Source organism: Micromonospora sp. NPDC049204 (assembly GCF_040647935.1).
In the GTDB taxonomy this organism is placed as follows: Bacteria; Actinomycetota; Actinomycetes; order Mycobacteriales; family Micromonosporaceae; genus Micromonospora.
This window is the reverse complement of sequence record NZ_JBEZDC010000003.1, coordinates 514,625-534,483: the sequence shown is the minus strand read 5'-3', so window position 1 is coordinate 534,483 and position 19,859 is coordinate 514,625. Positions and strand designations below refer to the sequence as shown.

Genomic DNA, 19,859 nt, shown 5'->3' with positions numbered 1-19,859 from the left:
GCTGCGGATTGCGTACGGGGTGATCCACGCGTGCCTTCCGAAGACGATCAAGTCGTCCCCCGGCGGCGGGGTGGCTGATGGCTGTCGTCGCCGGTCGGCAGGTGCAGGGCGTGGAGGATGGCGGCGACCGGCACCCGGTAACGGCTGCCGAAGCGCAGCACGGCGACCGGGAACTCGCCGCGCTTGGCCAGGTCGTAGGCGACGGAACGGGATAGCCCGAAGATCCGGGCCGCGGTGCTCAGGTCGGTGACCATGCCCAGGGCGCGGATCCGCTCGGTAGTCCATGTGCCAGGTGGGAGGTCCTCAACGGTGCGGACGGGCTGTGGTTGCTCGAGGTGAGGTTCAGGGGTGCTCATCGCGATGGTCCTTCGCAGTGGGAGAAGGCGACGGTGTCGCCGGGATGGTTTCGGGACGGTGGGGGTGAGGCGGCAGGCGACGTGGCGTCGACCCGATAGCGACGATCGGGCCTGCGGCGTTGGTGGCGTCAGGTAGCGCCCGGACGCCGGTGGCCGGTCAGGGAACGACCGAGCCGAAACGAGGCGGGCAGGGGTCGTGGTGGTGCGACGTGGAGCTCGCTCGAGTCGAAGCCGACTCTGCGCCGGCCGGATCGGGCTCTGACACCCTCAAACCCGTGTTTGTGTGCTCTGGCGAACGCCTGCCGAACTCACAACCGCTCACAGCGACTCACATAGTCACGCGGTCGATGTCCGTTCTCAGGCAATCTGCTCCGTTCTCAATATTTCTGCTCCGAGCGCCCCCGGTCTGCTGACCCGCTCGCCGCGTTCTTACCGTTCTGGGGAGAGCGTGAACCGGCTCTACCAGGGACAATGCTGAGGAAGAGGTTCGCGATGAGGTCCCACTCGCGGACGCGGTCAGACTGAGCGACCCGCCGCAGAACGTGGCTGCGGGGCAGATCGACTGAGAATCATGCCGAGTTGGCCTTCTCAATCAAGCTGCTCCGCCCAGCTCAGCGCACCCCACCCGGAGCAACTTCGCTCAGAACGGACGGCCAGCGCCGATCCGACGCGGATGCGCCACCGCCTCGGCGCCAACCACCCGGACAGTGGCAGAAGTTGATGACACGGTGGGTGGTGTGACGGTTCACGAATGCCGTGGCAGCGTGTCCGCCGACGGCTCGGCCGCGGTGTCAACGTGTCACACGCAGCAGCGGCGACGACCGGTCGGGCACTCATGTGGGTCGATGACATGGTGTCCGCAGGCATGCCCTTACCCGACAGGTGCGGACACGGCCTGCGGGCGGTTGACACGCCCGTCCATGCGGCGCAGGGATGTCATGCCGGTTTGACCACCGCCAACACGGGAGGGGCAATCGCCCAACGTAGTCAGTGTCACTCAGGTCGAGAATGCGCACGTGACTGAGCTGTCCCGGCCCTGCTCAGCGACCGCGCCGGACACTTTGTCAACGACAAGCATTGATGACATGCGTGATGCCGCGGACGCTCGGCCGGACGCGGAGGACACCTTCTGCCCCACCTCGGGGCCACGGCCGCGCGCCCGAAACCGGTCGACATCTCTTGACATCATTTGACCGCCGCCGATCGCATGCCCGGACATGGTGACACAGCACTCCTGCTGACGTTCCTGTCCTCTCGGGCGCGGTCGCCGCTGCCTGTATGGACAAGATGTCCATCGATCGTCCTCGTTGACAGCGGTTCGCTCGTTCCCGCGCAAGGCGGCCGGTACGGAGGGTTCCTCATCACTGGGTGCTTCCACCGGCGACCGACACGGGGGAGGCGCAAGGCACGATGCCCCGGCCCGGGGGACGCGGGCAGGTGGTCAGGATGCGCGCCACCACCACCGGCGTCGTCGCCGGCGTTTTGGGCGTGCCGGCGGCGGATGCCACGCCGCTGTGAGTCGCTGTGAGTCTTTGTGAGCGGCTGTGAGTCGCTGTGAGTGAGAGGGTGTAAGGCCCGAAGGCCTCTTGTCGGGCACTCCTCGCGCGGCCCTCTGCTCTCACAGCCCTGCTCAGAACCCTCTTACGAGGGGACGCCGGCGCGAACGCCAGCTCAGCGCCAGACCGGACGGGTTGCGTCAGCGGCTGTGAGCGCCTGTGAGTCGCTGTGAGTGACTGTGAGCGGTGGGCGCGGCCCGACGATCGCGGTCTCGTCGCGGAGCCGTTTGGGTGCCGCGCTTGACGTGTGTCGGGTGGCTCACAGCCCTGCTCAGCGGTACCGCGGCCCATCCGAATCGTCCGCCTGGTGCCGGCCTCGGGTCCGGAGTTCGGGCGAGGCACCGCAGCGGCCCGCTGGGCGCGAAAGCCGGCTTGACCTGCGCTGTGAGTGCCTGTGAGTCGGTCGTGGCGTAATCGGCATTCCAGCGTCGCCAGAACACGGCGGCGACGCCCGATGGTCTCTGACCGAGGAGTACTGATCATGAGTGTGTCCGACACGATCTGGCCCGCCGCGCCCCTGGACGCCGTCGACGTCGCGTTCGCGGCGCTGACCAGCGACCCGGCGCCCCTGTCCCTCGACCTCGACATGTTCGGTCCGGATGACGGCCTGCCAAGGGGTGTCGTGGCGCTGCCGGCGCTGCGGGACTGGCTGCTGGCGAACCCGCGCGCCTACACGGCCCGCGACGCGGTGTGGCGGGAGTTGATCCGTCGTGCCCGTCTGGACGGACCGCAGTGGGTCATCGCTGCGGTCGGCATGGCGATGCCGGCGCTGCGCCGCTACGCCAGGCGCTTGTCTGACGGCTACGGCGGTGACCCCGACGACATCGACGCGGAGATCCTCGCGGGTTTCCTGGCGGCGCTCCGCGACCACGTGGACGTGGCCCGCCGGGCGCCGTACGCGTCGTTGTGCCGGGCCGGGTGGCGCGCCGGGCACGCGCTGCGCCAGCAGGCCAGCGAGTTCACTGCGGTCGAGGACGTGGAGCGCGTCACGGGACCGCGGACCCCGCAGGTGCCCTACGGGCATCCGGACGTGCTGGTCCGCCGCGCGGTGCGCCTGGGGATCCTCGACGCCGACGACGAGCAGCCCTACATCGACGTGCGGCTGGGCCGGCGGGCCATGGATCCGATCGCGGCCCGGATGGGCATCAGCACCGACGCCCTGCGCATGCGGTTGGGTCGCATCGACACCCGCCTCGCCGAAGCCCTCGCCAGCGGCATGCTGACCGGCGCGGCGTCCCCACAGGCCGCCGAGGCGTTGGCGGCGCGAGCCGAACGCCGTGCCAGTCTGCGCGCCGCCAGCCGCCGTCGCCTCTCCACCACTGCCGCCACGTCGACGGCAGTCGCGTAGGTCGGCTCCCTCTTCTCGCGGCGCCGTCACTTCACCCGGTGAGGCCTCCTGGGACGGATCATCTCAACTGGGGAAAACCCCTCGTTGTGAGTGGCTGTGAGTGGCTGTGAGTGGGGCAGGCGTTCGCCAGAGCACACAAGCGGCGGTTCCTTAATGACGGCGCCACAAGCCGCGCTCGGATTCTCGCCGTACCGCATGACCGGCCGGTGATCCGGCCGCGCGGACCGGCCGGTTCCGTGCCCGGGCTGCCGTCCGGGCACGGAACCGCCGAGCCGTTGCCCTGTCACCCACCGCGACGCACGACCGCGGTGGCGTGATCCGCCCGAGGTGCGCCGCACCGACGCGGTCGCACGGGCATTCATCCACCCCTGCCACCCCTACCCGGGGACGGCCCCATCTTGGAGGTACCGGTCGTGTCGACCACCTACCATCCCCAGTTCACTGTCCCGTCCACCCGACCGATCCCGGTGGAGCTGCTCCTGGCTGAGAGCGGCCGCATGCGCCTGCCCGACTGGTGGGCCGTCGAGATGCTCGCCGAGCACCGCGTCCTGACCGCCGCGCAGCTCACCGCACTCGGTTTCGCCACCACCACGGCGTCTGCCACCCGACGTCTGGCGATCCTCGCCCGCCGCGGCTGGATCGACCGCCTCTGGAACACCGGCGCCGCGGCCACCGCCGACACCTCGTGGTGCCTCGGCCCGATCGGCGCCCAACTCACCCCACTCGGCGAAGACGACGATGTCACACCGGCGCAGGTGTACCGGGTCCGCGACCGGCTCCGCGAACACGCGGAGCTGCCCGGCCTGCTGCAGGCCAACGACTTCTTCGTCGACCTCGCCACCCATGCGCTCACCGAACCCGGGAGTGACCTACGCACCTGGTGGTCACCGCGCACCTGCCGACAAGTCACCGCGGCGCGACATGCCGCCTGGCACGGCGAGTACATCCACGACCGCGACCGCCACGCGTTCTGGTACCAGCCCGACCCCGGCGAGATCCGTCCCGCCGACCTCGCCGACCGCATCCACGGCTACCGGCCACTGGCCGAACGGACCGGCCTGGCGACCCTGCTGTTCCACGCCGCCGACCCCCGGCGAGAGCAGGACCTGCGCCGCTACCTCGAGCGCCGCAACACGCGGCACCTCACCGTCGTCACCAGCAACCCCGAGCACGGCCACCCGGCCGACCCGGTCTGGCAGCCGATCGGCGAGACACACCGCCTCGCCCTGACCGACCTTCCCCACACCCCCGATCAGTGGCCGCCCGACACCGTGACCTTCAAGGAGGTACGGCCCCGAGCCCCACACCCCATCTACGACCCCGAACGCCCCTACGAAGAATCCGTCGCCGACGGCGAGTACCACTACCCGCCGCGCCCCTGACCAACCGACCACTGCTCCTCGACCGGCCCACCCGGGCCGGTCGAGGAGCAGGCCAGGGCGACCCACGGAAGCGACCACCCGGTCACTGTCAGGAGGACTACCGGAGGTTGCCGTTCGCTTCGAACCCGAACGGCAACGCCGACGGCTCTCGCACCGCAGGTCACAGCCGCTGTGACCAACTTCGATCGACAGGCGACTGTCACCGGAAGTTCGTCACACGCGCGAGACCAGACAGGTTGGCATGTCCAATCAGGCTTCCGGACAGCGACTGCGGACCTCCGGTTGCTCCCGCCCGCTGCGGCCACGGGGCGCACCAACCTCACACCCACTCGCACCTCTGACCTTGGAGCACCAACGATGATCACCCCGCACCGCGAACCTCACCAGCGTCACCGGCCCGACTCACACCCACCCTCACCACACCGTCTGGCCGAACCCGTTCCGCCCGGCGCTTCAGCGGTCAGTGCCGATCTCCGTTCTACCGTCCGTCTTGATCCTGACCCCCAACCTGACCCCTCACGGCCGCTCACAGCCCAGGTCAACCCCGCTGTCAGGAGTCCGGGACCGCTCCAGACAGACCCTCCAGTCTCGGGTCTCTCCCCCAGGGCTGGTGCCCATGGGTAAACACCTACCGACCGCGGACCCACTGCTGCGTCTGCAGGCCAGCATCACCGCCCGCGACGACCGGCTGCTGGGCTGGCTCTACGACCACGGCGTGCTCACCACCGACCAGATCGCCGCCGCCCTGTTCCCATCCCTGGACTTCACCCAACGCCGGCTACGCCGCCTCACCGCCCTGCGGGCAGTCGACCGGTTCCGGCCCAACAAAGCCGACGGAGGCTCGCACCCCTACCACTACGTCCTGGACCAACTCGGCTACGACCACGTCCACGCCCAACGCGGACTCCCACGAGGCCGCCGGGACCAGTCCCGCCGCCGCAAACACTCCCTGACCAACCGACCGGACCTGCCGCACCTGCTCGGCGGCAACCAGGTCTTCATCGACCTCGCCGCCCACGCCCGCACCCACCCCGACAGCGACCTCGTCCGCTGGCAGCCCGCGTCGGCCTACCACGAACCCGGCACCCTCTACCGCAAAGGCGCCAACCCGCACCTCATCCTTGCCGGAGCGACGGGCCTCCCCCGCCCGGACGGCGCCGGGATATGGACAGAGCACGAACGGTCCGTGCCGTTCTTCCTCGAGTACGACACCAGCGGTGAGAACCTGCAGGTCCTCATCGACAAAATCATCAAATACGAGCGGCTCTACCTCCTGAGCACTTGGGCGTGGCCGGTGCTGTTGCACCTCCCCTCCGCCCGCCGCGAGGCGAACCTGCACCACCGGATCGCCGGCGCCGGCCCGGAGGCGGCCATCGCCACCACCACCGCCGAACTACGCACCGCACTCGCCGCCAGCCCCGCCCACCAGATCTGGCAACTACCCGGCTGTACCGGCCGTCACCGCCTCATCGACCTGCCCTACACCGACACCCACCACGACGACCAATACCCCACCCACGACCAGCCCACCCCGGACGAGCGGGCCGCCTAATGAGGGGGAGCGGAACACACGGCGCGTGCGGCGGCCTGCTGGCCGCCGCACGCCGACGGACCGTGGACGGCCTGCGCCACCGCCTGGACCGTTGGGCATGGCCTGCGCGCCGTAGTCACGGTCGAGGCGGGCGAGAGCTCCGGACGGGGCACCCCAATGTCGCGGAGTGGACTACGAATCCACGCAGCGTAACCGCGTAAACTTCAGCTCTGCGTTCGGCGGCAGGCTGGTAGTTTCTGCATCTAAAACTCTGGACCTCGGCTTCTGGCTTCTCAAGTCCGAGCGCGCTGGGTTGTCGACCATCTCGAACGCCCAAGCTCAGCCGGGGATTTGTGGGCGGCGGCACTTGATGTTGACGATCCGTTCGGTACCGTAGCAAGCGGTAAACTACATAGCTGTGGTTCGCCATGGGTCTGCAGTTTCACACGAGCGAGAGATCAGGTCACAAACATGGCGCAGCGCAAGGCGGTAGTCCTCCTGAGCGGCGGCTTGGACTCGGCGACGGTGCTGGCGATCGCCCGGAACGAAGGGTACGAGACCTTCGCGCTGAGCTTCAGGTACGGACAACGCCACACGGTCGAGTTGCAGGCGGCAGAGCGCGTCGCCGCCGCACTGGGAGCGACCAAGCATGTGGTAGCCGACATTGACCTGCGGGTCTTCGGTGGATCGGCGCTCACCGACGCGTCGATCGCAGTGCCACATCACGACAGCGTTGACGACCTCACAGCCGATGACATTCCCGTCACCTATGTCCCAGCACGCAACACGATCTTCTTGTCGTTCGCCCTGGCATGGGCCGAGACGCTTGACGCGTCGGACGTTTTCATTGGGGTCAGCGCACTCGACTACAGCGGCTACCCGGACTGCCGCCCGGAGTACATCAAGGCCTACGAGGAGATGGCGAACCTGGCTACTAGGGCTGGGGTCGAGGGCCGCCAGAGACTGAAGATCCACACTCCTCTGATTCAGTTGACCAAGGCAGACACCATCCGGCGAGGCCTCGAACTAAGTGTGGACTACGCCCTCACCCACAGTTGCTACGACCCGGTCGGCGACCGCGCCTGCGGCACGTGCGACTCGTGCCTCCTCCGCAACCGCGGCTTTGCCGAGCTGGGAATGACCGATCCGGCCCTGACGACGTCACAGAGCTGAACAGGGCTATGTACAAGATCAAGGAGATCTTTTACACCCTGCAGGGTGAAGGCAGCCACGCTGGCCGACCCGCCGTCTTCTGCCGGTTCGCGTCCTGCAACCTGTGGACCGGACGCGAGACCGACCGGCACCGCGCGATCTGCCAGTTCTGTGACACCGATTTCGTCGGCACCGACGGGCCTGGCGGGGGCCGTTTCGCCAGCGCCGCAGACCTCGCGACAGCGGTAGCGAAGACATGGCAGGGCCTGCCGCACTCCCGTAGCAAGCCCTACGTGGTATGCACCGGCGGGGAGCCGCTACTGCAGCTCGACGATGACGCCGTGGCGGCGCTGCACGCCGAGGGCTTCGAGGTCGCGGTGGAAACCAACGGCACCAAACCGGCGCCCACTGGCCTCGACTGGATCTGTGTCAGCCCCAAGGCCGGCGCCGATCTGGTGTTGACCGCCGGCGACGAACTGAAACTCGTCTACCCCCAGCCCGCCGCGATGCCTGAGCTCTTCGAGGACCTCGCGTTCACGTTCATGCGGTTGCAGCCGATGGACGGCCCAGAGCAGGAGGCCAACACCCGCGCGGCGGTGGCCTACTGCCTGGCTCACCCGCAGTGGCAACTGAGCCTGCAGACCCACAAATATTTAGGAATAGCCTGATGGAGATTTATCGCGAGTTCACCTTCGAGGCCGCCCACCGGCTTCCTCGCGTGCCCGACGGGCACAAGTGCGCCCGCCTCCACGGCCACTCCTACAAAGTGCAGGTACACGTCCGCGGGGACGTCGATCCGGCGACGGGTTGGGTGATGGACTTCGCCGAGATCAAGAAGGCGTTCCGCCCACTGCACGACCAACTCGACCACTACTACCTCAACGATGTCCCCGGGTTGGACAACCCCACCAGCGAAAACCTTGCCCGCTGGATCTGGGAACGACTCATCGATCAACTGCCGCTGTCAGAGATCCTCGTCCGGGAAACCTGCACGTCAGGCTGCGTCTACCGAGGCGACGCATGACGATCAGTGAGATCAAGGGCGAAAGCTTGCAAGACGTTCAGGCCCTGCCGGACACTCGGGGCATCGCCCTCGACGAGGTCGGTGTCGAGGGCCTTCGCTACCCCCTGCTCATCTCCGACGCGCGTGGCAACAAACGCGAGACCGTCGCGACAGTCGCTATGTCGGTGAGCCTCGCCGACCACGTCAAAGGCGCCCACCTGAGCCGCTTCGTCGATGTGCTGCACACCTGGCGCGACCGACTCAGTAGCCAAGCCGTCACCTTGATGGCCGACGACCTGCGCCAACGCATGGGCTGTGCCACCGCCCGCGTCGCTCTCACCTTCCCGTACTTCCTGGAACGCCTCGCCCCAGTCACTGGCATCGCCTCGTTCATGGACTACACCTGCACCCTGACCGCCGCCGCCAGCGACCGTGGGGACGAGGTGGTGCTCGCCGTGAAGGTGCCGGTCACCAGCGTGTGCCCGTGCAGCAAAGCGATCAGCGACCGCGGCGCCCACAACCAACGCGGCTGGGTCACCATCGACGCCCGCCCACACACCCCCGCCACCGGCCTGTGGTTCGACCACCTTATTGACATCGCCGAGGCAGCTGGATCATCGCCGGTGTACGCGCTACTCAAACGTCCGGACGAACGCCACGTGACCATGGCCGGCTACGACAACCCCGTCTTCGTTGAGGACATGATCCGCACCGTTGCCGGGGCACTGAACCACGACGTCCGCATCGCCGAGTACCGGATCCGCGTGGTCAACGACGAAAGCATCCACAACCACGCCGCCTACGCGCAGATCCCCTGGACGCTGACCGCAACGAGTCGGGACTCCACCGATGGCTAGCAGCGGTCACTCCGGCCCGGCCAACGTGCACGTTGTGGTCACCTGCAGCAACCGGAAACGACACACAGTGCCAGATCGGTTACGTGTGGGTAACCTCCATGAAAGCAGTCCAGGTCAGCGGTTCGCCACCTGGACAGACCGACTGTTGACCAGTTCTGCCAACAGCTTCCCTGCCGTTGATCTGTACGCCGGTGAGCATTGGCAGATTGCCCGGACCCTGCCCGACCAGATCGCACCGCGGGCCGCGACGTTATGGGTCTGCTCAGCAGGCTACGGGCTCATCGCCGCATCGGCGGCGATCCGACCGTATGCGGCAACGTTCGCCTCGGGCGGGGTCGATTCGGTCGGTGAGGATAAATCCGCCGCCCGCGACTGGTGGACAAGGCTGACCGAGTGGCCTGGCCCTGACGCAGACCAACCGCGGTCATTCGCGGACCTAGCCCGTCGTGATCCACATGCCACGATCATCGCGGTGCTCTCTGACGCCTACCAGCGAGCCTGCGCCACGGACGTCACCGTTGCGGCCAGTCTGTTGCACGACACGCAGCAACTATCCGTTGTCGGGCCATCCACTAATGACCTTGAAGACCTCGTCGTACCGGTGACCGCCAGGCTGCAACCTCACCTCGGCGGCAGCCTGCTATCGCTCAACGCCCGCGTCGCAGCGTTCCTGCTGCGCTCGTCGGTCGATGACGATCACGACCTACGGCGCGAACGACTGCGCGAGCGTGTGGAACAGACAACGCAGGCAACGCCGGTTCCCGCAACTCGCACCGCTGGACAGCGTCTTACCGACGAAGAGGTGCGCGCCTTCATCCGTGGGCATGCGGGCGAACGGGCAGCCACCGCGACGGGCTTGCTGCGACGCCTTCGCCTGTCAGGACGGTCATGTGAGCAGGCCCGCTTCGGGCAACTCTTCGCCGAGGTAATGGCATGGGGGGCGCGCCCCTGATGCCTGCCTCACCGCCTCCCAACAGCATGGTCCGTCGGGCCTTGTGCATCGCGCAGAGCACCGAATATCCCCTCTATGTCTTCACCCTCCGGGCCGAGGAGATTTTGCAGGTCGCGGACATCTCCCGGGTCAGTCGTGACCATGCCGGCAAGCTCATCGGCTACCAACGCCCTGAGGTGCGCAAACATATCCAGGAGATCGTCGAGTACCTCAACAGCGATGCTGCGGTCTTCCCCAACCCGATCATCATGGCGTTGTCGTCGAGAGTGCACTTCAAGAAGATCCGCGGCGACCGGCTCCCGGGAGATGAGCTCGGCATTACCGGCACGCTCACCATCCCCATGGCGGAAAACGGTCGGCCGAAACCCGCGTGGATTGTCGACGGGCAGCAACGCGCGGTGGCGCTGTCCCGCACACGGCGCAAAGACTTCCCCGTCCCAATCACCGCGTTCGTCGCCGACGCCGTGAAGGTCCAACGCGATCAGTTCCTGCGCATCAACAACACCCGGCCGTTGCCACGCGGCTTGGTGACGGAGTTGCTCCCCGCGGTCGACAGCCCACTGCCGACACGGCTGGCCATTCGCCGGGCTCCGTCGGAGCTATGCGACGTGCTCAACACCGACGAACGCTCACCGCTGCGTGGGATGATCAAACGGGCGTCGACGGACAAGTCACAGACCGCTCTCGCGGTGATCACCGACACAGGGTTCGTCGAACTAATCAAAGACAGTTTGACATCGGCCGGGTGCCTGTTCCCGTATCGGGACGTGGGCCGCAACGAGACCGACTTCGACGGCGTCCTGCACGCCCTCTACACCTACTGGGGTGCCGTGCGGGACACCTTCCCCGACGCCTGGGGGAAACCGGCCACCAAGAGCCGGTTGATGCACGGCGCAGGGATACGCGCCATGGGTCACCTCATGGGCCGGGTGCTCGGCATCGTCGATCCCCGCGCAGCGGACGCGCCTCGCCTGATCCGCGAGCACCTTGCGTTGATCGCCCCGTACTGTCGCTGGACTTCGGGCACCTGGGACGAGCTCAACATGCGGTGGAACGAGGTCGAGAACACCCCCCGCGACATCCAGGCATTGTCCAACTACCTCATCCGGGTGCACCGCAACGCCCAGGCGGAGCAGCGATGAAATTCTTCTTTCCTGACAGCCAGGACCAGGTCGATCCGAGCTTCGACTTCATCACTGAAGAACGGGACCCGTTCCGCGTCCGGCAACGCGACGACCTGTACGCGCACGAGGTCCTGACCCAAGCGCCGTTCGACGGACTGCTGGTGTCCAAGGCCATCGTGGATGGGCTGGCCAGCGGCACCACGGGCAAGTACACCGGAGCACAACGCCACCGCCTCTATCGTGAAGGCGCCGCGAAGTTCTTCCGGCTCGACAACGGCCATACCCCGTTGGAGATCATGGGCGACTGCGGTGCCTTCTCCTACGTCGGCGAAGAGTGGCCGCCGTACACCGTTGATGAAGTCATCGATTTCTACGACGGATGCGGCTTCAACTACGGCATCGCCGTCGACCACGTGATCTTTCAGTACGAGCCCGCTACGTCACGCGACGATCCCAAGGCACAGGAATGGGTCCGCCGCCAGAAGATCACCCTCGATTTGGCCCAGGAGTTCTGGGATCGGTGCGACGCCCGCAACGTCAGCTTCGCCCCTGTCGGCGTTGCCCAGGGCTGGAGCCCGCAGTCCTACGCGGACGCGATCGCGGAACTGCAGCGCATCGGCTACTCCCGCATCGCGCTCGGCGGCATGGTGCCGCTGAAGACCAATGAAATCCTCGCCTGCCTACGAGCGATCGACCAGGTCCGAGAGCACTCCACCCAACTGCACCTTCTCGGTGTGAGCCGCGTCGGCGACGTGCCGACGTTCGCCAGCCACGGCGTCACCAGCTTCGACAGCACCTCACCGTTCCGCCAGGCATTCAAGGACGACCGGGACAACTACTACACCCCCACCCGTACCCATGTCGCCCTGCGCGTTCCGCAGGTGGACGGCAACGCGAAGCTCAAGGCCCGGATCCGCTCTGGCGAGATCGGCCAAGGCGAGGCGATGGCGCTCGAGCGGACTGCCCTCACCCTTTTGCGCGAGTACGACGCTGACAAGACTGACCTCGAGCCGGTCTTGGAGGCACTCGTCGCCTACAGCGCGCTGTGGGACGGCGGCAAGTCCGACCGCAGCGAGCAGTACCGTGCGACGTTGGCGGCTCGGCCGTGGCGCGACTGTCGTTGCGATCTCTGTGTCGCCGTTGGGATTGAGATCGTGGTGTTTCGGGGCTCCGAGCGCAACAAACGGCGCGGCTTCCACAACCTGTACGTGTTCGAACAGCGTCTCCGCGCACAACGAGGAAGGACCACCGCGTGACCAAGACCCGGACCGAGGCGTCCGCTGACTCCGCTGTCACCCAGGAGTTACGCCTGCCCGCCTTGGAGATCCAGCAAGGCCTCGGGCGCCTTCTGTACACCTTCGCCATGGACGGTAAGCTCGTACCCAAGATCGCTACGGTCTCCCGCATCCGCCGCGACGAGGACTCCCTGCTGCACGGCTACCAACGGCCAGAGGTCCTCGCCCATGTCGCGGCGATCCGCCGATACATCGAAACCGACGCCAGCCCTCTGCTCCCCAACGCCATCGTCATCGCGTTCGACGAACGGGTGCGCTTCGAGCCAGGCCAGACGGAATCCGACAGCCCCGGCTACGTGCGCAGCGGAACTTTGATCATCCCGATCACCGAAGGCCCTGATCACGACAGGCCCGGCTTCATTGTGGATGGCCAGCAGCGCAGCGCCGCCATCCGCGACGCCAGGGTCGATGCTTTTCCAGTGAGCATCAGCGCCTTCATCACGAACGAGACCGCAGATCAGCGCTCACAGTTCATCCTCGTCAACTCCACCAAGGCCCTGCCGAAGGGGCTCATCCACGAACTCCTGCCTGGAGCCTCGGGCGCGCTGCCAACTCCGCTGCGGGTACGTCAACTGCCGGCAACCCTGCTCGAGGGGCTCAACTTCGACGCCCGGTCTCCACTCAACCGGATGATCCAGACCCCGACCAACCCGTCCGGCGTCATCAAGGACAACTCGGTCTTGAGGATGCTGGAGACCAGTTTGAGCGACGGCGCCCTCTACCGGTTCCGCAACGACGAGGCGCTGCCGACCACCGGCTATATGTTGACCGTCCTGTTCAATTTCTGGACCGCTGTCAGCCAGGTCTTCCCCGAAGCGTGGGGCAAGCCGCCCCGCAAGTCGCGCCTCATGCACGGCGTCGGAATCATCAGTATGGGCTACCTCATGGACGCCATTAGCCATGCGCGTGAGGAGGGCGACGGGATCGTCGAGGTTGAGGAGTTCGCCGCCCACCTCAAGTCGATCGCCGATGACTGCCGCTGGACTGACGGTGAGTGGGACTTCGGCAACGGCATCGTTCGCAGGTGGAACGACATCCAGAACACGCCTCGCGACATCAAGCGCGTCGCGGATTTCCTGCAGGTCAGGTACCGGAATAGGTAGTCAGCATCGAGTGCGTGGGGCTACTGGGTGTCGCGCTGGGCTGAGGCGAATTCGGGTCGGCCCTACGTCGCAGCCGCAGCCGCCAGGCGTCGCCGGCAGCCGGACGGTGGTGGGGCAGCGGCGTCGTGGCCTCCTGAGGGACAGGCGCCGCCGCGCCGGGTCCTAACCGCGCCTGCGTGGGAAGCGATGGGCGCCCTAGATGAGAACGTGAATCCAGCTCAGGAGTTGGGTTGGTCTTTTGGGCTTTTCGGCTGATCAAGGTGGGCACTGCTGCTGCTGCCACATCTCAGAGGTAGTCGATACCCTGCGTTGGTGCGTTTAGGTGCCGATCCGTCCGCAGGGCGGCGCGCAGGGACGGGGACCAGTCCGATCATGCTGCTGCCGACCGGTCAATTCGTTGAGCACCCACAGGTTCCAGGTATCGGACGTGTGGGAGAACGTCGCGGCGGCGACGTGCGAATTGATGCCTTCGAGTCCATTGCGAGGCCGGTCGCGCAGAGCTATTGGGTCCCGGCCGACGAGTGCCGTCTGGCGCAGCTGCTACCCCAGACGAGGGTCTACTGGCAGGACCCTGATACGGGACGGTGGCGGGCGGGCCGGATCATCGGCGGTGGCCCTGGTGTCTACTTCGTGCGCCTACCCAACAAGGACCTCGACTTTCAGGTTCCACAGCAGCATCTGCGGGTGCGCTGGGACAGGCCGATCGCCTCTCCGGTCGAGGTCCTCGCAGCGGGCGCCAACGAGTCGCCGTACTTTCGGGATGCCCGGCTTCCGATGCTCACAAGCCTCGTGGCCCAACGGGCCGCCTGCGCCGACCTTCCCGCGCTGCTGTCGGCGGCGATCGAAATTTATCCGCATCAGGTGCAAGCTGCGCTGACCGTGCTCAGCGACCCTGTGCAGCGATACCTCTTGGCCGACGAGGTCGGCCTCGGGAAGACCATTGAGGCTGGACTGGTCATCCGGCAGCGCCTCCTCGATCAGCCGACCGCTCGGATCGTCGTCCTCGCGCCGGACATGCTGCGGCAGCAATGGAGCCGTGAACTGCAGGGAAAGTTTTTCACCGAGGACTTCCCGGCAGCAACGATAAAGATCACCCGCCATGAAACCCCAGACAAGTGGGAGGAATACCACGGCTTCGACCTGGTTGTGGTGGACGAGGCGCATCGCCTGACCGATGCGGCCGACCCAACGGAAGCCCGATATCGGGAACTGACTCAGTTGGCGCACTCCACGCCCCGGTTGCTGCTCCTGTCGGCTACACCGCCGATGTCGCGGCCGCAGGCGCACCTCGGCATGCTGCATTTGCTCGATCCCACGCTCTACCGCTGGGAGGACCTGCCGCAGTTCACCCAGCGATTCCAGGCACGGCGCGTGCTGGCCAACGCCGTCTTCGCGCTCGACGCGGACTTCGAGCCTCTGCTTCCGAGCGCCATCGCGGAGATCTCGGACCTCCTCCCCGGCGACATAACGTTCCGCGATCTTGCCGGTCGCGTTTCGGACCTGCTGACTGCCGATGGCGACCTGATCGACGAAGGCGAGCGCGAGATCCTCCGGTCACACGTCGATGCCTTGCGGGCTCACATCAGTGAGACGTACCGCATGCATCGCAGAATCATCCGCCATCGCCGGCACAACGTCCTTACGTCGGCATGCGACGACTCCTTGGACGCACTGCCCTTCGAGGTCACTGGCCGACAGCGACCTACCGTACTGAGCGTCGCCGCCAATGACGAACTGGTCAGCGAGTCGCTGGTGACGTGGCAGCAACACGTCTCGCACTGGCTGCTCGACCACAACGCCGACGACCGCACCGGAGCGTACGGCCTCGTCCTGGCGGTGCTGTCGTCGCGCAGTGACGGTCTCTCCGGGGATCTGCAGGACGCTCTCCGGTGGCGCATCCACCGTGACGACGCGGCTGCTCGGCGCGCTGGCCTGAGTGAGTACGAGCGTGAGGTGCTTGCTGCGGCAACTGTGTTGGCTGACGACGAGGACCTTCTGCGCAAACTCGACGACAACGATGCTGCAGAGCCCGACATGCGTGACTACCTTCAGGTGCTCGGACAGCACAAACGCGCTGTGATGTTCTGCGGCGCGGGCAGCCTGGCAGGCTTGATCGCCGACGTCCTGACACCGAATGCGCGAGTCCGGATCACCGAGCACACCCATCGTCGAGGTGCTGCGGCGAGCGCAATGGACGTGGATCGCTGGCGGGCCGAGGGCGGCCTCCTCATTGCAGACGACAGCGCCGAGGACGGCGTCAATCTGCAAGAGGCCGATGCCGTCATCCATCTACGGCTGCCGTGGTCACCCAACCAGTGTGAGCAACGGCTGGGACGAGTAGACCGGTTCGCCGGCGCGTTCGGTGCCGGACACCGGGCAGCCATGCAGTACGTCGCCCCTGGCGGTCACACCGACAACTCCTTCGCCGCCGTTTGGACGACGCTGCTCACGAGTGCGGTACGCATCTTCGACGACTCTGTGTCGGCGCTGCAGTACGCCCTCAATAGTTTGACCACGACAATCTGGGAGACCGGCCTGCGGGATGGACCTGCGGCGATGCTGGAGATGGCCGATATGGTCGCCGACGTCCTCAGAAAAGAGCGTCGGGAGATCGACGGGATGGACACTGTCGAGGCCGTGCACGAGGGCTCGCTCGGCCTCACCGTCGCTGAGGCGATGACCACTACCGAGATTCGCTGGGGCGCCCACGAAAAGGCGATGCGGCTCTACGCCGGCGCCGAAGCCGGTGGGCTGCGGTTTGCTGTCCATCCCGAGGGATCGATTCGGCACGTCATGCGCTTCGAACGCGCCCATGCAAACCCGTTGGTGTCCCCGCGGCTCCTCGCTATCTCCGGACGGTCCGTCCCACCGGCAGCCATGCAAGGCACCTTCAACAGGAACACCGCTCTGCGTACACCGAACACCCGGCTCTTCCGGCTGGGTAACCCTTTTGTCGACCTGCTCGCGAACGTTGTGGCGATCGACGATCGCGGCCAAGCGTGCGTGTTCTGGCGCCCGGGCGTCCGCGGTCGAGAGCTCCGCTCCTACTTCGGCTTTGACTTCCTGGTCGAGCCCGACATCGAGCCGGCTCTAGAACTCGTCAGAGACGCGGCGGACGCTGTACACGCCCTCCGACGTCAGGCCAGCGTCATCCTCCCGCCCATCATGCGGCGGATCTGGCTTCCGTCGCAGGCAGACCAGGCCGTGCAGGATCCCGATCTCCTGCGGTGGCTGGAAGCCCCGTACGCGCAGGATCGTGGCGACCTCAACCTCAATGACGAGCGAATATCTGCTCTATGGCAATACTTCGGCGACATCGAAGGGCTGGCGACGGCCGCCCGCAGCGCCGAAGCAACCGCACGCGACGAGTTGACCCGTTCCGCGCAGCTCGTACGGCGCGCGGAGCAGGCGCAGCATGAAGCAGGCCGGGCGTGGGCAGTCCGTCGCGCCCAAGCCGAGGCGCGCCGGAACGCCGGCCGGTTGTTGTCCGATACTGATAGTTACCTCACCGATGTCCGCGTGGCGGCTGCTCTCATCGACGCGCTGAAGGAGCCAAAGGTCCGGCTAATGGCCGTGACCTGCGTGACCGGCGGCGAACTGGGGGTGCCACAAGATGGCAACTGATGGCTGGTCATCCGCCCAGGAGCTTTGGGCTAGCTGGCCCAAGGTTCCAGCCACGTTCCCTGCCTCGGGCAGCTGTGCGCGACTGCGTGATGCGCTCGTTGGCCTAACCGCCGGTGGTGCAGGATGGCGTGATGTGGTCGGGCTGACCCGTCAGATCCTGCTCGAGAACGAGGCACGCCAGGGTGGCGACTGGCCCCTCATTGTGCCCAACAGCCCAGCCCTCCCGAGCCGCCAACAGTGGGAGGACGTGGGCTGCGAGGCGTTGTCAGTGGCTGCGGGCTTCTCGGTGACGGCACGGATCTGGCATCCTCGCACCGACGCCCCTCTGTCGGAGGGCGCCGCCAAGCAGGAGGTTCTCGAGGTCTACGGCGGGGACGCCACCCCTAGGTCAGCTCATCCGGCGGATCCGTTTTGGAGCCGGGCACTCGGCACCGGCTTTCAGCATTACACCTCACTGGGACAGCGGCAGGCAGCTCGCGCGATCGTGACGGCACCGGCCGGCAGCACGACCATCGTGTGTCTGCCGACCGGCCAGGGGAAGACCGAGGTGGCGTGGGCTGCCGTCCTGCCCGCGACACGGCAGCGCGGTGTCGCAGTCGTCGTGGTCCCCACGGTCGTACTGGCCATGGACATGGAACGTCGTCTGCGTGCGCTGCTCACATCGCTCGGGGAGCAGCAAAGTCCCAGCGGCTATTACGCATACACCGGCGGAACTTCGGAAGACGTCAAAAAGGCCATCCGCAAGGATATCCGTGATGGTCGCCAACGCGTCGTCATCGCGGCTCCCGAGGCCATCCTGACCGGGCTCAGCCAGGCACTGGACGACGCGACACGGCAGGGCTACCTCACTCACCTGATCATCGACGAGGCGCACCTGGTCGAACAATGGGGCAATGAATTCCGTCCAGAGTTTCAGGCGATGAGCGGGCAGCGTCGCTCCTGGCTCGCCATCGCACCGCCTGGCCGGGAATTGATCACACTAGCCATGAGCGCCACGCTGACCGAACACCAGATCCAGACGCTGGTGGAGCTGTTCAGTTCGCCCGGTCGCGTCGAATTGGTCTGGGCGTCGCAAACACGCCGCGAACCGTCCTACTTCGTCGAACGCTTCAGAACCGAAGCCGACCGATGCGCCGCCGTTTTGCAAGCGGTCAGCACCCTGCCCCGCCCGCTCATCCTGTACACGTCCCTAAAGAAAGATGCGCGGGACTGGACTCGCCGACTCAAGACTGCCGGGCTCCTTCGCGTCGCGGAGGTCACGGGCGACATGTCCGATGCCGAGCGCAGAGCCGCCGTGATGGGATGGCGCGGAGAGAGCGACGAAGGCAAAGCGGCGCCCACCGAACACGACATCGTCGTCGGGACGTCAGCCTTTGGCCTCGGGCTAGACATGTCCAATGTGCGCACCGTTGTGCACGCCTGCCTGCCCGAAACCTTGGACCGGTACTACCAAGAAGTAGGACGCAGTGGGCGCGACGGCCGCCCCGCAGCCGTCTACCTGACTATCGCACCCGGCGACGACGAGACGGCGAAGCGGCTCAACGCCTCCATCGTCATCAGCCCCGAGAAAGGCTGGGACCGGTGGCGCACCATGTCTCGAGCCGCTTCTGATCTCGGGGACGGCCGCCACGAGACAAGTCTTGATGTGGTTCCGCCGCACGTCCTCGCCGAGTCACGGCACAACCGCCAGTGGAACGTCCGCACCTTGAACCTGATGTCACGCGCCGGCCTCATCACACTTGAAGAATCACAAGCCCCTGAACGGCTACCGGACGAGCCCGATGGCCTGTGGCAGGCCAGGCTGGACCAGTACTTCAGCGGCCTCGATGCCCGGGTGGTCTTTCGGCTGCAGGATGGTCAGACAAATGACCGATCACATTGGGGGCGAGCATTCGGCACACAACGGGCACTTGTCGCGCAGCAGCAAACCGCTGCGCTCGATCGCCTGCAGGCATTGATAAAGGGTGACCGATGCGTCGGCGACGTCCTCGGCGACTACTACCGCATACCATGGCGAGGCGGGCTGTTGGGCACCGCCGTGAGCTGTCGAGGATGCCCTCACTGCCGGCGATGGCCCGACATGCGAGGCGACGATCCTCTTTACCGCGACGGCGGCGAACCCCATCCCGCAATTCCTCACTGGGAGGGAGGCCGTGATCCCCTCGCACTGATCCGCGGTGACCATCCGTGGTTGAGCATTTGGTGGCGGACGCCAATTGCACGTGATGATCTTCTGCCTGAACTGCTGTCGCAGCTCGCACGGCGCGGTCTGGGGGTGCTTGCTGGCCCCGGAATTACCGCACGTCTCGCGAACCGCATACAGCGCGAAGCGTGGCCCCACCCGGTCATCGTGGACCACGACGGCAACCTCACCGAATCCTTCTCCGGGCCGCTAGTCTGGGTCGCCGACGACCTGCCCGCCCTGCCGACCGCCGTACGTCTGCGCCTGCAGGACGACGTTCCGACCTACCTCGTGCACTCCCAGGACCTGCCCGATCCCGAACGGCCGACCATTAGTCTGCGGCAGATGTGCGACGCTTCACTCTCGCTCGAGACCGCCCTTGGAGCGCTGTGAC

Annotated in this window: 14 protein-coding genes; 13 read left to right on the top strand and 1 reads right to left on the bottom strand. The window is 66.5% G+C overall.

The window, feature by feature from the left end; genetic code table 11:
• Positions 1–47 precede the first annotated feature (47 nt).
• Positions 48–356 (bottom strand): helix-turn-helix domain-containing protein, encoded by a 309-nt coding sequence (locus tag AB0A90_RS08545; RefSeq protein ID WP_357243781.1) that lies wholly within the window; start codon positions 354–356, stop codon positions 48–50.
• Between the two features lie 2,037 nt (positions 357–2,393).
• Here AB0A90_RS08545 and AB0A90_RS08540 point away from each other — a divergent pair.
• The 13 genes from AB0A90_RS08540 (at position 2,394) to dpdF (ending at position 19,858) form a co-directional block, all read left to right on the top strand.
• Positions 2,394–3,260, top strand: coding sequence for a hypothetical protein (locus tag AB0A90_RS08540; protein ID WP_357243778.1), 867 nt, complete (start codon positions 2,394–2,396; stop codon positions 3,258–3,260).
• A gap of 413 nt (positions 3,261–3,673) precedes the next feature.
• Positions 3,674–4,642 (top strand): replication-relaxation family protein, encoded by a 969-nt coding sequence (locus AB0A90_RS08535; protein WP_357243775.1) that lies wholly within the window; start codon positions 3,674–3,676, stop codon positions 4,640–4,642.
• Positions 4,643–5,258: 616 nt separating this feature from the next.
• Positions 5,259–6,194 (top strand): replication-relaxation family protein, encoded by a 936-nt coding sequence (locus tag AB0A90_RS08530; protein ID WP_357243771.1) that lies wholly within the window; start codon positions 5,259–5,261, stop codon positions 6,192–6,194.
• A gap of 450 nt (positions 6,195–6,644) precedes the next feature.
• Complete coding sequence (gene queC, locus AB0A90_RS08525) at positions 6,645–7,346, top strand: 7-cyano-7-deazaguanine synthase QueC (RefSeq protein ID WP_357243768.1); 702 nt, start codon at positions 6,645–6,647, stop codon at positions 7,344–7,346.
• An 8-nt stretch (positions 7,347–7,354) separates the two neighbouring features.
• Positions 7,355–7,993, top strand: coding sequence for a 7-carboxy-7-deazaguanine synthase (queE, locus tag AB0A90_RS08520; protein ID WP_357243765.1), 639 nt, complete (start codon positions 7,355–7,357; stop codon positions 7,991–7,993).
• Positions 7,993–8,349 (top strand): 6-carboxytetrahydropterin synthase QueD, encoded by a 357-nt coding sequence (gene queD / locus AB0A90_RS08515; RefSeq protein ID WP_099855491.1) that lies wholly within the window; start codon positions 7,993–7,995, stop codon positions 8,347–8,349. Before queE ends, queD begins: the two co-directional genes overlap by 1 nt.
• Entirely contained in the window at positions 8,346–9,185 is an 840-nt protein-coding gene (folE2, locus tag AB0A90_RS08510) for a GTP cyclohydrolase FolE2 (protein WP_357243760.1), read from the top strand. Before queD ends, folE2 begins: the two co-directional genes overlap by 4 nt.
• Before the next feature lie 145 nt (positions 9,186–9,330).
• The gene (locus AB0A90_RS08505) at positions 9,331–10,137 is read left to right on the top strand and encodes a hypothetical protein (protein WP_357243757.1); all 807 of its coding nucleotides are present in this window, start codon (positions 9,331–9,333) and stop codon (positions 10,135–10,137) included.
• Complete coding sequence (gene dbpB / locus AB0A90_RS08500) at positions 10,119–11,279, top strand: DGQHR domain-containing protein DpdB (protein WP_357243754.1); 1,161 nt, start codon at positions 10,119–10,121, stop codon at positions 11,277–11,279. The genes AB0A90_RS08505 and dbpB (AB0A90_RS08500) overlap by 19 nt, the downstream gene beginning before the upstream one ends.
• Complete coding sequence (dpdA, locus tag AB0A90_RS08495; protein ID WP_357243751.1) at positions 11,276–12,517, top strand: tRNA-guanine transglycosylase DpdA; 1,242 nt, start codon at positions 11,276–11,278, stop codon at positions 12,515–12,517. The genes dbpB (AB0A90_RS08500) and dpdA overlap by 4 nt, the downstream gene beginning before the upstream one ends.
• The gene (gene dbpB, locus AB0A90_RS08490) at positions 12,514–13,659 is read left to right on the top strand and encodes a DGQHR domain-containing protein DpdB (RefSeq protein WP_357243748.1); all 1,146 of its coding nucleotides are present in this window, start codon (positions 12,514–12,516) and stop codon (positions 13,657–13,659) included. Before dpdA ends, dbpB (AB0A90_RS08490) begins: the two co-directional genes overlap by 4 nt.
• A 372-nt stretch (positions 13,660–14,031) precedes the next feature.
• Positions 14,032–17,283: a protein DpdE gene (dpdE, locus tag AB0A90_RS08485; protein ID WP_357243745.1), complete on the top strand. Its 3,252-nt coding sequence runs from the start codon at positions 14,032–14,034 to the stop codon at positions 17,281–17,283.
• Entirely contained in the window at positions 17,273–19,858 is a 2,586-nt protein-coding gene (gene dpdF / locus AB0A90_RS08480) for a protein DpdF (protein ID WP_357243743.1), read from the top strand. Before dpdE ends, dpdF begins: the two co-directional genes overlap by 11 nt.
• Position 19,859 lies beyond the last annotated feature (1 nt).